This window comes from Gammaproteobacteria bacterium (assembly GCA_029882975.1).
Lineage (GTDB): Bacteria > Pseudomonadota > Gammaproteobacteria > SZUA-152 > SZUA-152 > JAJDNG01.
The window spans coordinates 45,380-59,827 of sequence record JAOUJW010000001.1 but is presented as its reverse complement, the minus strand read 5'-3'; the positions used below and the strand labels follow the sequence as shown (position 1 = coordinate 59,827).

Annotated in this window: 7 protein-coding genes; 5 read left to right on the top strand and 2 right to left on the bottom strand. The window is 48.3% G+C overall.

Going from position 1 to position 14,448, the window contains the following annotated elements:
- Positions 1 to 6: 6 nt before the first annotated feature.
- Positions 7 to 3,873 (bottom strand): DUF3683 domain-containing protein, encoded by a 3,867-nt coding sequence (locus OEY58_00285; GenBank protein ID MDH5323877.1) that lies wholly within the window; start codon positions 3,871 to 3,873, stop codon positions 7 to 9.
- A gap of 265 nt (positions 3,874 to 4,138) precedes the next feature.
- Here OEY58_00285 and OEY58_00280 point away from each other — a divergent pair, with 265 nt between their 5' ends.
- On the top strand, positions 4,139 to 6,958 hold the full coding sequence (locus OEY58_00280) for an ankyrin repeat domain-containing protein (GenBank protein ID MDH5323876.1): 2,820 nt from the start codon (positions 4,139 to 4,141) through the stop codon (positions 6,956 to 6,958).
- A gap of 6 nt (positions 6,959 to 6,964) precedes the next feature.
- A complete protein-coding gene (locus OEY58_00275; protein ID MDH5323875.1) occupies positions 6,965 to 8,005 on the top strand; it encodes a glycosyltransferase family 9 protein in 1,041 nt (346 codons plus the stop codon).
- A 66-nt stretch (positions 8,006 to 8,071) separates the two neighbouring features.
- Here OEY58_00275 and OEY58_00270 read toward each other — a convergent pair whose 3' ends face one another.
- Complete coding sequence (locus OEY58_00270) at positions 8,072 to 9,430, bottom strand: NAD(P)-binding domain-containing protein (protein MDH5323874.1); 1,359 nt, start codon at positions 9,428 to 9,430, stop codon at positions 8,072 to 8,074.
- 521 nt (positions 9,431 to 9,951) lie between these two features.
- Here OEY58_00270 and OEY58_00265 point away from each other — a divergent pair.
- Genes OEY58_00265 through OEY58_00255 form a run of 3 tightly spaced genes read left to right on the top strand, consistent with a single transcriptional unit; the run spans position 9,952 to position 14,348 of the window.
- Complete coding sequence (locus OEY58_00265; GenBank protein ID MDH5323873.1) at positions 9,952 to 10,917, top strand: hypothetical protein; 966 nt, start codon at positions 9,952 to 9,954, stop codon at positions 10,915 to 10,917.
- An 11-nt stretch (positions 10,918 to 10,928) separates the two neighbouring features.
- The gene (locus OEY58_00260) at positions 10,929 to 12,536 is read left to right on the top strand and encodes a cytochrome C (GenBank protein MDH5323872.1); all 1,608 of its coding nucleotides are present in this window, start codon (positions 10,929 to 10,931) and stop codon (positions 12,534 to 12,536) included.
- 45 nt (positions 12,537 to 12,581) lie between these two features.
- On the top strand, positions 12,582 to 14,348 hold the full coding sequence (locus tag OEY58_00255; GenBank protein MDH5323871.1) for a hypothetical protein: 1,767 nt from the start codon (positions 12,582 to 12,584) through the stop codon (positions 14,346 to 14,348).
- Positions 14,349 to 14,448: the final 100 nt, after the last annotated feature.

Below are 14,448 nucleotides of genomic sequence, written 5' to 3'. Positions count from 1 at the left end.
GTTTAATTACAATAGCACGCGTTCAATGCCGCCATTGCGGGTTTTAACAAGAAAATCCTTTTGCCAATCCTTGCCCAGTAGCAACTGGGCCAATTCCACGACAATATAGGTAGTTTCCAGGCGAGTGTCATGACGGTAACGGGACAAGCCTTGCTGACATGCCGGGCAGGATGTTAACAGTTTTACTTTGTTGTCTGTGTTAACGCTGGTGCCGATCATGGTATTGAGATTGATTTGCAATTCCTCCAGTTTACGATGACGTACTTGGGTGGAAACGTCTGGACGGGACACGGCTAAAGTTCCCGCTTCTCCGCAGCATCGGTCAGAGAGAGGAACGTCCTGATTCATGAGTCCCAGCGTAACCTGTGTTGGCGTATAAGTTTTCATGGGACTGTGGCAAGGATCATGGTAAAGATAACGTGTGTCCGTTTGTGGTGCTGAGACGCCTTTTTCCAATAAGTATTCGTGAATGTCCAGCAGACGGCAACCGGGGAAAATCTGTTGGAATTGATATTTTTGCAGTTGGTCCATGCAAGTGCCACAGGACACGATAACGGTTTTGATGTCCATATAGTTGAGCGTGTTGGCAACACGATGAAATAATACCTGGTTATTTGTGGATATTTGTTTACCTTTGAGGCTGTCCCCATTGGATGTTTGTGGATATCCACAACACAGATAACCGGGAGGTAGTACGGTTTGAGCTCCTGTTTCATACAACATGGCCAGAGTTGCCAGACCAATCTGGCTGAACAAGCGTTCCGAACCACATCCGGGAAAATAGAACACAGCATCAGAGTCGTCGTCGACTTTTTTTGGATCGCGAATTATGCTGACGTACTTATCATCTTCCAGCTGTAACAAGGCTCTGGCGGTTTGTGAGGGTATGCGTCCCGGCATAGGTTTTTTTACCAGATTCACAACTTGAGTTTGCAAGGTCATTTTTCCGGTAGTGGCGGCAGGGGGTTTGTTGTGTTCTAACAGTTTGAAATAGCGAAACCACTTATAGGCCAGGCGCTGAGCCTTATAACCCCACTGAATTAGAAGCTTGCGCATGAGTTTAATCGCTGTGGGATCGGTAATATTCAAGAACAGCATGGACATGCTGGTACCGAGATTTGTATGTTTCTGCCTGTGCTGACGCAGTAACTGACGCATATGGATGGAAACGTCACCAAAATCGATGTTTACCGGGCAAGGCGACAGGCATTTATGGCATACCGTGCAGTGGTCTGCGACATCGTTCATTTCGTCAAAGTGACGCAGAGAGATTCCGCGACGGGTTTGTTCCTCATATAAAAAGGCTTCGATGATCAGTCCGCTCGCCAGAATTTTGTTGCGTGGCGAATACAGCAAGTTTGCTCGCGGTACATGAGTATTGCATACGGGCTTACATTTGCCGCAACGCAGACAGTCTTTTATTTCATCGTTGAGGGCACCCAACTCGCTGGCCTCAAGAATCAAAGCTTCCTGTTGCACCAATCGTAAAGAAGGGGTGTAAGCAGAATCCAATTGATCTTTTTGCAGCAGTTTTCCGGGATTGAATCTGTGCTTAGGATCAACACGATCCTTGTAAGCCCGGAATGCTTCGATAGCGCTGTCTTCCAGGTATTGAATTTTTGTAATGCCGATGCCGTGCTCCCCGGATATTACACCGCCTAAAGATTCTGCGATTTCCATGATACGGTCTACCACTCGTTCGGCTTCGTGCAACATATTATAGTCGTTGGAGTGTACCGGGATATTGGTGTGGACATTACCATCACCTGCGTGCATATGTGTGGCAACAAACAACCGGCTGCTGCGTATTCGCTGGTGAATCGCATCCAATTCATGGCGAACAGTTTCCAGTTCGCGACCGGCAAAAATTTCTTTTAAGGGTCGTTCCACGCTGTGGCGATAGGATACTCGAAGTATGCGTCGTTGCAGCAAGCGAAACAGAGATTCTTCGGATGCCGGCGTTTGTGAATTTAAATATTCGTTGTCTGTCACCAAGTCTTTATTGAGTAAATGCGCATGAGATGCGGCCGCAGCGTTCATATTGTCCAGTAGCTCCAGCCACAGGGCTTTGATGTGGTTGAGATGTTCCCTTGCAGATTCTATTTTGCTGCTGATAATAACATCGTGTTCCATGCTGGATTCATAGCCGGGTATACGCGCATTACCGCTCAGATCTTGGTCCAAATAGTCCAATACCGCATCTATCATGGATAATTTGTTTTTCGTGGATAACTCAATGTTGATGCGTTCTATGTATTCGCTGTAGTCGGCCAGTCGCTCCAGCGGTATTACCACGTCCTCATTGATCTTAAAAGCGTTGGTGTGGGCGGCGATAGCTGCGGTGCGGCTTCTATCCAGCCAGAAACGGGCTCTGGCCTCAGGGCTGACGGCAACAAATCCTTCGGCGTTACGGCTGTTGGCCATACGAACTACTTGGGATGCGGCATCAGCCACCACATCATCCTGGTCCCCGATAATATCCACCAGCAAGATCATCTTAGGGCAGTCGCGGCGGGTCGCTTTAGTGGTGTAACGCACGGCGCGGATGTAACGTTCATCCAAATGTTCCATGCCCGCCAGTTTGACTCCTTCAGACTGGTCCAGAAATTCTTTGGTTTCCACAATGGCGGGAACCGCCAGACGCATGTCTGGATCAAAGAACTCCAGACACACAGTGCGAATATACCTGGGCATGCGATGTAGGACGAACGTTGCTGAGGTGATGAGTCCGTCACAGCCTTCTTTTTGAACCCCGGGAATACCCCCCAGAAACTTATTAGTGACATCTTTACCCAAACCCAGTTTGCGGAGTTCTTTACCCGGCAGTCGCAGCAGTTGCGGTTCTCCGTCCAGGGTTTTCTTGTAGTCTTTATAGCGATTGATGCGAAAGGTTACCGTTTCTTGTTCGTGAATTTTTCCTAAATTGTGGTTGATCCGCTCCACTACAATCCATTTGGCATCGGGGGTTACCATAGACCAGGAAACCAGATTGTCCAAGGTTGTGCCCCATAGTACTGCTTTTTTACCACCAGCGTTCATGGAGATATTGCCTCCAATACAGGAGGCGTCCTGCGAGGTAGGATCTACCGCAAACACATAATCATGCGCTTCTGCGTGTTCCGCCACTCGGCGGGTCACCACACCTGCACCCACTTCCACCACCGCGGTGCTTTGCTCCAATCCTTCCAGAGTTCGATGTTCGATGGGTTTAATGCGGTCTAATTTTTCGGTATTAATGATAACGCAGCGGTTATTCAACGGTACGGCGCTGCCGGTGTAACCGGTGCCTCCGCCTCGGGGTATGATGTACAGATCCAAGGCGATACAGTCTTTAACAATTTTTACGATTTCTTTTTCATGATCAGGGCAAATGACGGCAAAGGGGAATTCAACGCGCCAGTCAGAGGCGTCAGTAACATGGGCCACTTTTGCATAACCGCTAAAATGAATGTTGTCCTTGCGCGTATGACGGGCAAAGCGTTTTGAAGCTTGCTTGCGCAGATCGTATTCCTGAGAAAACCAGGCAGCGAAATTGTCCACGGCTTCTCGGGTGTGTTGGACCAGTTGCAGGGCTTGAGTGTTGTTATTCGCACGGGCAAGAATTTGTTCCAATCGGTGGTTTAGTGCATGGATGAGGGAGTCACGCCGAGACTTGTTTTCCAACAAGTCATCCTGGATATAAGGGTTGCGAGAAACCACCCACATATCCCCTAAGACCTCAAACAGCATTCTGGCCGAACGCCCCGTTTTGCGGGAATTGCGCAAGGTGTTGAGCACATCCCACATTTCCTCGTTGAGAAATCGGGTAACGATTTCTTTATCGGAGAAGGATGTGTAGTTATACGGTATTTCGCGTATGCGTTGTTGATTGATCATAGAGCTGTTTTGGGCCGCAATGGCATGATTTTAACTCAAAATGTGTAGGAGTGTTGGCGAATTATACAGGAGCTTGGGTTGGTTTAATAATAGGGATTTGCGGGATTCGGAGCCATCAGCGGCATAAGCGCCATCGGCGGGTTGCAAAAAGCTGCCGGCGTTTTTATTCCCTGGTTTTCGTTGTAGAATAGGGCAAGGTTCACATCAGACACGGAATTTCCACTCTATACTGGCCATAATCCCTAAAACTCACAGGGCATGCATGAAATTCTCAATATTCAGATTTAATGGTTTTCTAAGCGGCATCTTAATCTTATTGTTGCTGTGGTTTAGCACAGCGCTTGCCGGTCCCCTGGAGGATGCCGATAAGGCCTATTCTGACGGTCAGTATGCCCAGGCCATCACAATCTGGAAGCGTTTGGCCAAGCAAGACAATGCTCAGGCACAAAACCGCTTGGGGGAAATGTATCGAAAAGGTCGGGGCGTAAAACGAAACTATAAAAAGGCCAGGTTTTGGTTTGAAAAAAGTGCTGCCAATGGTCTGGCCCAAGCCCAGTATAACCTGGGACGATTGTACCGCACGGGCAAGAATGCCAAAAAAGATGCCAAAAAGGCAGGGCATTGGTTTTTAAAGGCTGCCCAGCAGGGGTATGAAAAGGCCCAGTTCAGCGTGGCCGTCATGTACGAACAAGGCTGGGGGATGGAACAGGATCTGAAAAAAGCGGCGTATTGGTATAAAAAGTCCGCAGCTCAAGGCAACAAAGATTCACGTAAACGCCTGGCCAGCTTAGGTCAAACGGTAACCAGTTCGGTGGAACAGGCCAATATTCCTGCAAGTGAAAAGTTGCGCTTGTCGGCCCGCAGCGGCCAGTTGGAAGCGGTGCAGCGGCTGGTGACTCGAGGTGTCAGTCCCAATAACGCGGCGGATTCCCGCGGACGAACCCCTCTGATGGAGGCGGCCGCCAAGAACCAAGTACCCGTAGTACAGTTTTTACTGCAATCCGGCGCTCATGTGGACACAAAAGACAACCAAGGGGATTCGGCACTTATTCTCGCCGCCCGAGATGGTCATGAACGCGTGTTGCAGTTACTTATCAAGGCGGGGGCGCCAGTTCAATCGAGCGATAAATTTTTGCGTACTCCCCTGATGGAGGCAGTGAAGAAACCCAGTCCGGAGGCGGTGAAAAGCTTATTGGCAGCTGGGGCAGACCCCAATCGCAAGGATAAAGACGGTTTGTCGGCTGTCATGCTGGCCGCCAAGCAGGGGGATGCCGGTGTGATGCGCCTGTTACTTCGAGCCGGCGGCAATGCCAACACCCAGGACAAGAACGGACTGACGGCACTTATGTATGCAGTTATTAACAATAAAACAGAAATCAGTGAAACTTTGTTGTCGCAGGGGGCGGATGCCTTGCAACAAAACAAGGACGGGGAGAATGCGCTGACTTTGGCCGCAGCATACGGTTCTTTGGGCAGTTTGCAGGCCTTGGTGGCGGCAGGTAATCCACTGCAATTCGAAAACGAACGGGGTTGGACACCTTTAATGTTAGCAGCCAAGAACGGCCACCGGAATACTGTCAGCTATTTATTGAAATCCAAAGTTCGGGTGGATAAGCAAAACGAGTATGGCGACACAGCCCTTATGATCGCAGCAGCTGAGGGGACAGTTGCAGTGATTGAAAGCTTGCTCTCTTACAAAGCGGATTTGCGCATGCAAAACAAACAGGGTTGGACGCCGTTGATGTTTGCCGCCATAAACGGTAAACGAGAAGCGGTCAAGCTGATGCTAAAACACGGCGCGGATATCAATGCAAAAAACAATATGAAAGAATCCGCTTTAATGTTTGCCGCTGAAAAAGGTCATTATGGCGTGGTTTCAGATCTGGCGGGTTCAGGGGCTGCGCTCAATCTGAAAAATCGCAGTGGTCACAGCGCCTTAAGTCTGGCTCAAACAAACAAACACCAGAAAGTGGCCTCATTGCTGGAGTCGCGTGGTGCAGTAAAACACAAGCTGCCTGTTGCGCCTAAGCTAAAAACCAAAAAACAGTCCAAAGGGGCTTTGTCGGCCAAGTCTCTGTATGAGGGGTGGAGCGAATTAATGATCGCCGCCTGGGAAGGTAGAATCAAAGCTGTGCAAAAGCGTATTCGGCTGGATCGAATTAATGCACAGGAGCGCGATGGTTACAGCGCCCTAATGCTTGCGGCGTGGAAGGGGCATGGTGCCGTTGTTAAGCTGTTGATAGCAAACCACGCTGATATTAATCTGCAGCAAAACCAAGGATTAACAGCACTTATGTTAGCCGCCCGAGAGGGGCATGTAAAAGTGTTGCAACTGTTAGGGGCGAACGGTGCCAAATTAAATGCGAAGAACAAAAACGGACGTACTGCCCTGATGTTTGCCATATTGGATTCAAAGGAGAAAGCGGTGGCCACTTTGTTGGATCTTGGCGCTAACATTAACGTAAAAGCGGGAGATGGTAGCTCAGCGCTCAATCTGGCTATTGAAAGGCAACAGCAAGACATTGCTCGACGTTTGATTCACAAGGGTGCAGATCTCAACTGGGTCGATGCAAAAAAACGGGGCTTGCTGTGGCAAGCCTCGCGTTTTGGTTTGGTCAAGGTAGTGGATGAGCTGGTCAAAAAAGGAATTAACACCAGAGCAAAAGATCAGGATGGCGAAGAAGCCATGTTCAGCGCATGGTTGGCTGCGGTGAAGGAAGGCCATGTACGTTTGGTCCACTATTTTCTGGCGAGGAAAATAGCCATAAATGATAAGTCTCGCTTGGGTAATACGGCATTGCACTTGGCGGCGGATATGGGACAACTTAAAGTGGCTGAGATCCTACTGGCTAACGGCGCCGATGTGAATGCGGAAAATACTGTGCGAAACACTCCCTTGATTATGGCAGCAGCCTCGGGGCATCATGCGCTGGTGGAATTGCTGTTACAAAAAGGTGCGGACGCATCAGTAAAAAACAAACGAAAAGAAACCGCGTTATCATTAGCCAAAGCTCATAAGCACCAAAAAGTGGTGAGTGTGATTAAGGAACAAAATAAAAAGAGTTTTTTCTCAATTTTTTAATTTTTAATGAAAATGGAAACAAGTAAAAGAATATTGCTGATTAGGGCCGGGCAGTTAGGGGATACGGTCTGCGCCTCCAGTATTATAGAGCCACTGCGAGCTATCTACGGTGAGGATGTGCAAATCCATTGGGTGGCAAAGCGAGGCATGGGGAGGATTTTTGCTGCAGATCCCAGGATTGACCGTATTTTTGAGCTGAAGAGCCGTCGGAGCCCGTTACTGCTAAACCCGGGAAAATTTGCCGTGGTATTGGAATCCATGCGACAGCCTTATGATCTGGTGGTGAATCTGGAGCTGGGTAGTATGTTTAACTCCATGATGCGGCTACTCCGGGCAAAACAAAAGGTCGGTATGCCATTTCGATTGTTCGAAGAGCCTGAGCAAACCCATGCGGTGGAAAATCTACAACTTATATATCGTAGTTTTTTACCCGAGTCAGCCCTGGAAATTGCCGAGCCGTCACTCATAGGCAGCCCCGAGGTAACTATTCGCCAAAAATTCTCTATCCACGGAAAATATGTTGTTTTAGTGCCTAGTAATAGTCACCACGGGGCGGCTGAAAAGAATTACCGCGCTTGGCCTGTGCCGCATTGGCGGGAACTCATTAAACGACTGAGCGAAAAAGAGACCACGGTGGTGATTGTTGGGGGGAAAAACGAGCAAGAGTATTTTACCCGGTTGCAACCGTATCCTGAAAATGTACAGGATTTGGTGGGTCGTACGGATTTTCCGGAATTGGTCGGTTTATTACAGCATGCTGCCGCCGTTGTCAGTACGGATACGGGGCCGGCCCACATTGCCGGCGCTGTGGCCGCTCCCGTGTTAACTTTAATTGGTCCTACCAACCCGAGACGAACAGCGCCCTACAAAACGCGAAACAATTCGGTGCATATCATTAGCAGCAATTTGGAATGCAGTCCGTGTTATCACAGCAGTCGTTACGAGCAATGTACAGACAATCAGTGTATGGCTTTGATTCAGCCGGAAGTTGTATTGGAAAAACTGAACCGCGTACTTTCGCAAACCCCACAAATTGTATCAACGTAATTGGTGCCCAGGTTTTTGGGGGTTCCTGTTATAGGTGACCTTCGCGATTTGTTTCCCCGGTCGTTCTTAGGCCGTTCCATGCTTGGTTTCTACATGGATTCCCATATCTTTGAGCATGCCGGTGGGTACAATACCCCCGGCGCTGACAATCACTGCGTCGTTGTCGATGGTGACAGTTTCACCGTCATGCTCCAAAGTGACTTTATCGGTGAAAATTTCCTTTACCGTAGATTTTAGCAAAACTTGTAATCGCCCAGCTTCACGGGCTTGATCCACCTTAACGCGGTTTTTTTCCTTGGCACGACTGAAAGCGCCACTGCGGTAAGAAAGAGTCACCGTGGTACCCGCCTCCGCCGCAATGCTGGTGGCAGCTTCCAGAGCACTGTCGCCACCACCCACAACTAACACATGTTGGTTGCGATATTGTTCCGGATCCACCAATCGGTATACCACTTTGTTTTGTTCTTCGCCGGGGACGTCCAATCTGCGGGGGGTGCCACGCCGTCCCACGGACAAAAGTACGGTATTGGTTTTGTAACTGCCTTTTGTAGTTTTGACAATAAAACCTTTTTTACCGATGGGGGTGACGGCTTCCATGCGCTCGCCATAGTTGATTTTGATAGCCGTTTCCTGCACTACCTTGGTCCAAAACTCCATAAGTTTTTCTTTGGTTGTTTCTCGAAAACGCATTTTCCCGACCATGGGCAGTATGACCGGTGCGGTCATGACAATTTTGCCTCTGGGGTAGTGGGAAACGGTACCGCCGAAGGAATCCTGTTCAATGGTGACATAACGTAATTTGTGCTGTGCCGCACACAAGGTGGCGGAAAACCCCGCAGGGCCTGCGCCGATGATCACTACATCGTGCTCGGCTTCTTTTCCCATATCATTCCTGGAGGCGATGGCCTCCATGGCCTGACGTCCCTGGGTAATAGCATTGCGAATTAATCCCATTCCACCCAACTCACCGGCAATGTAAATGCCTTTGATGTTGGTTTCAAAGGTTTTATCCACATGAGGGATATCGATGCCGCGCTTTTCTGTGCCAAATACCAGGGTAATCGCTTTTACGGGGCAGGCGGCTTCGCAGGCGCCGTGGCCAATGCAATGGGTGGGGTTAATCAGTTCTACTTTATCGCCGATAATTGCCAATACATCCCCTTCGGGGCAGGCTTTAGCGCAGGCATTGCAGGCGATGCATAAATCCCGGTCGATCAGGGGATGCAAGGAAGCCGGTTCTGTGAGTCCTGCCTGCTGTGATTGGCGTAGGGCTTCGGCGTGTTTAGCGCTGGATCGACGTCGAAAATAAATGCGGCCAAACCAAATAAGGGCTACGGGTAGTAAATAAATGAAGAGAAGTACGTACTGGCCGGAAGAAAAGGAGGTAGCAATGTGTAAGTTCATGTCATCCCAGATGAAATCCATTTGGCGATCATTGTAAACAAAACGCGGGCGGTTTTCATGATTTTCGTCTGTTGCTGCACAGCGACAAGAATAGTTTAGTAAATTTAGTGACTTATACAATGCTGTAAGGTTCTGTCGCTCAGTCACGACAAGCCGATTCAGCAGCGTGAGTGTAACTTATTGATTAGCTTGTGAAATATACTTGGCGCGGTTTGTGCGATGTAGTTTGAAGAATAAAAAAAGTGTGATGCTCAGAATTATAAAAACTCTACGCTATTCACAGTTTTCAATGTCAGTAAGGACTACTTTTATCAGTTCATAACGGTTCACTACTGAGTTTTTATGTGTACCGTGTTTTATTAGTTCCCAACTGTGTTGAATTCATAGCTGTTTTTCAGTTCACCTCAGTTCATCCGTAGTTGAGCAAGGGGTATTCAAAATTGTGAATATATTCCCAAATATCAGCTATTGGTGTATGCTATTGCCACTTACGCAGTGGTCGACAGGATAGTAAGTGTTGTTTTGTAAACGAGTGAGATATTATGCAACCAGCTTTAGCTAAGAATTTAAATAAGTCAGAGATTTCCACCGCAGCGGAAAACTCACAAGGACTGATTCGCATGGAACGATCTGCCCCAGCGGTGCCGCTGAGTGCAAAGCTAATTCCCCAAGAGAAACTCAAACGCCTGGCTCGACGCTCGGAGTTATTTTTTGCTGTGGGTCTGATGTTGTTTGTGGCAGCACTGTTTATATTGGGTCGTATATTCTATGACGAGCGCTATTATACCCCCGAAGAAGGTCTGGGCTATTTTCTGGGCCTCACCGGTGGGGTGATGATGCTGGCCGCGTTTTTCTACACAGCATTTAAGTATGTTCCCATGTTGCGTACGCGTTCCATCATGAAACACTGGCTAGGCATACATATTTTCTTTGGTATTACCGGCCCTATCTTGGTAATGATTCATTCTACTTTTACCATTGGCTCCCTCAATGGCGGTATTGCCTTAATCAGCATGATGCTGGTTTTGATGAGCGGAATCATGGGTCGGTTTTTATACTCCAAGACTCATTTTGGTTTGGGTGGGCAAAAAGCCCGAGTCAAGGATTTGCAGGAAACATTAAAGTTGGCAGGGCGTAAGATAAAATCCTCACGCCTGGAAGATTTTACAGACACGGTGTTGAGTCATCGCGAGTCCTTGCCTCATGCGATTTGGGAATTGACCACTTTTGGTTGGCGTCGGCGCTGGTTGGTTTTTCAGCTGACAGAAAATATGCGATTACATTTAAACATGATGGCCAGCGACAACGGTTGGAAAAATCAGGAATTGAGATACAGGCGCCGAGAGTTCAAGAAACAGTTGAGTGATTATATGGATACCTTGGAAAAAGTGGCCCTGTTCCATGTGTATGAACGTTTTTTTGCCTTCTGGCGCAACGCCCACGTACCCCTCTTGTATTTACTGCTTATGAGCGGGGTGGTTCACGTGATTGCAGTCCACATGTATTGACGGAATGATAAATGTTAGGGGGTCGTAAGCCCAATCAAGTTGGGCTGCTGCTGATTATGGCTGTTTCTCTATTTGCATCATTGTTAAAGGTATCTTCCGCGGATGTGCTGGACTCCATGGAAAAAGCCTTGATGCCTGGAGAACTGAGTGAAGCGCATGCGAAATTTGAAGATAAATGTACCGAGTGTCATAAAATGTTCAGCCAGTCCAGCCAGAATGCCCTGTGTTTGAATTGCCACGATCATAAGAATATTAAGAAAGACATTCAGTCCAAGCGGGGTTACCACGGACGAATTCCCGGTATCAATAAAAAGGATTGTAAAGTCTGCCACAGAGAACATTTGGGTCGAAAAGCGGATATTGTTTTATTTGATAAGCAGACATTCGATCACGGTCAGACAGATTTTCCTTTGCGCGGAACGCACAGGGAGACCCAATGTCAGGCCTGTCACAAAAAGGACAAGAAATATTATCAGGCGAAAAGTCAGTGTATCGACTGCCATGAGAAACAGGAACCCCATAAAGGTAAATTGGGAAAAGTTTGCAACAGTTGCCATCGTGAAACCAGTTGGAATGACTTTCAATTTGACCACTCCAAAACCAAGTTTGCTTTAACTGGTAAGCATAAAGGCGTGGAGTGTCGAGATTGTCATCCGCAAGAGCGATATGTGTCGGTGCCTACAAAATGTTTTTCCTGCCACAAAAGCGATGATAAGCACGAAGGACGATATGGCAACAAATGTAAGGAATGTCATAACCCTTTTGGCTGGACAGAGGAAAAATTTGATCACGACAAAACGGACTTTAAACTCATTGGGCGTCACAAAAAAGTGACTTGCGAGCAGTGTCATAAAAAAGGTGAAAACCCGTTTAAGAAAAAACTCAAAACCGATTGCTATTCCTGCCACCGGTTTTCTGATCAGCACAAAGGACAATACGGTAAGAAATGCCAGGATTGTCACAGTGCACGCTCCTGGTCAAAGACGACATTTGATCACGATAAAACGGACTTTCCGTTAAAACACAAACATAAGAAAGTCACATGTCGCGATTGCCATCCGGGACATTTGTACAAAGACAAGGTTAAAACCCAATGCTACGCTTGCCACCGGCCCCACGATGTACACCGTGGTGAGCACGGTAAAGCTTGCAACGATTGCCACACGGAAAAGGGCTGGGTAGCAGATGTGGAGTTTGATCATAATCTTGCCCGCTTTCCGTTGTTGGGGTCACATGCGGCATTGGCGTGCGAAGAATGCCACAGTTCTTCCAATTTTCGAGAGGCAGAGTTTCGCTGTGTGGCCTGCCACAAGGCGGATGATGTCCATAAGTCCAAATTGGGTCCGCGCTGCGGTTTGTGTCACGTGTCAAATGATTTCAAGGCTTGGGATTTTAATCACGACAAAAGAACCGAGTTTCCATTGAAAGGTGCGCATAAAGGCATTGATTGCCTGATATGCCACCGTTATCCGGTAAGCAAACACTCAGAATTACGCTTACCAAATTCTTGTGTAGGGTGTCATGCGGCAGACGATGCGCATGATGGGGGGTTTGGTCGGGTTTGTGATCGTTGTCATAATCAGACCAAATTTGAGGAAGTCCGAATGGGCTCGTTTTAGGAATCCTGGTTGGACCAGTGACGCCTTAACCAGAGGATCTGCGATATGAAACCTTTTAGTGCTGCCTTAGGTACGACAATGAGATCTTCCATAATAACTATAATATTTGTTTTGCTGAGTTCTATTGGATTCAGCGAATTGGCTTTTGCAAAAAAAGACGGTGATTTTGACCATTTTACAACCGGGTTTCCCTTGAGTGGTGAACATATTCGAGTCAGTTGCGATTCGTGCCACAAGCGCGGTGTATTTAAAGGTACACCAAAAACCTGCAGTGGTTGTCACGACAACAGGCGCGCTCCGGGGAAGAATTCCGGGCATATCATCACGAACAATTCCTGTGATGACTGTCACACCACTTTTACCTGGGATACGGCTACGGTAGATCACTCGGCGGTTAAAGGCAGTTGCCGTAACTGCCATAAAGTGTCCTCAGGGCATGTGAACACCAGCGCAGAATGCGATCAATGTCATGGGACCATAGCGTGGTCGCCCGTGTTTTTCGATCATTCCAAGGTGACGGGTGCTTGTGCCAGTTGTCACCGCAAACCGGCGGGACATATTGCCTCGTCTGAGCGGTGTGAGGATTGTCATGATACTCGTAACTGGAGTTCGGCAAACTTTGATCACAGCAATATCACGGCACCATGCAGCAGTTGTCATACGAAACCGTCCAACCATGTCCAAACTCAGCAGGAGTGTAATGCCTGTCACAGCACTCGTGGCTGGAATGGTGCGGGGTTTGATCACACTAACATCACTAGTGGATGCAGCAGCTGTCATAACAAACCCAATGGACATGTATCTTCTTCCAATCAATGTGAGGATTGCCATAGTACTCGCAGTTGGGAGGCGTCACGGTTTGATCACAGCAGTGTACGCGCAGGCACTTGCAGTCAATGTCACGGTAATGACAAACCCAGCGGTCATCTAATGACCTCGCAGGAATGCGATGCCTGCCATAATACTCGAGGCTGGCAGTCCGTTGTGTTTGATCACAGCACTGTGACCGGCCCCTGCAGTAATTGCCATACCAAGCCGGCAGGGCATATGCAATCATCAAATACGTGTGACGATTGCCACAATACCACGGCTTGGAACTCTGCTTCGGTAGATCACAGCAATATTGTCGCTAATTGCTACAATTGCCACAACGGGACTAATGCCACGGGTAAACCCAATGGCCATGTGCAATCAACCAACCGTTGCGAAGACTGCCATAATACCCGTAGTTGGGTTTCGGTTAACTTTGATCATTCCAGTACAACGGCAGCCTGCAGTACTTGTCACAGCAAACCCAACGGCCATGTACAGTCATCCAATACCTGCGAGGATTGTCATGTTAGCACCAGTTGGCTCAATGTTCGCTTTGATCATACCAGTGTGACCCAACCCTGCAGCAGTTGTCATAATAAACCAACCCAGCATTTTGCGACGTCCAAACAATGTAATGAATGCCATCGAACGACGGCCTGGGTTCCCGCCCGATATGATCATGTTTCTGCCCAATATCCAGGGGACCACCGCAGCAGTGTTCGCTGTATTCACTGTCATACCGGAAACACGGAGACCGTTACGTGGCGTGCCCCCAGTCATCAGCCATTTTGTGCCGGGTGTCACGCCAATGACTATCGTCCTGGTCCGCATACTGCTTGTGGAGACGCCAAGTATACCGTCACCGAGATGCGTGACTGTTCCGGCTCCTGTCATGTGTACCAGGTTCCCGCAGGCACTAATCCGACCAGCAGTGATCAATGCAGTTCGGTGATCACTGAGCGGCGTAGTGGTGAACACAATACCCGTGGCGAGTTTTAGTCTGTTTACACTAAGTGGCGTACTGGTTTCGGTGCGCCACTTTGTTATATAGTCATCGGCTGTCGCATTGGTGGTTGGCCCGGTTATTCGTAGAATTTTT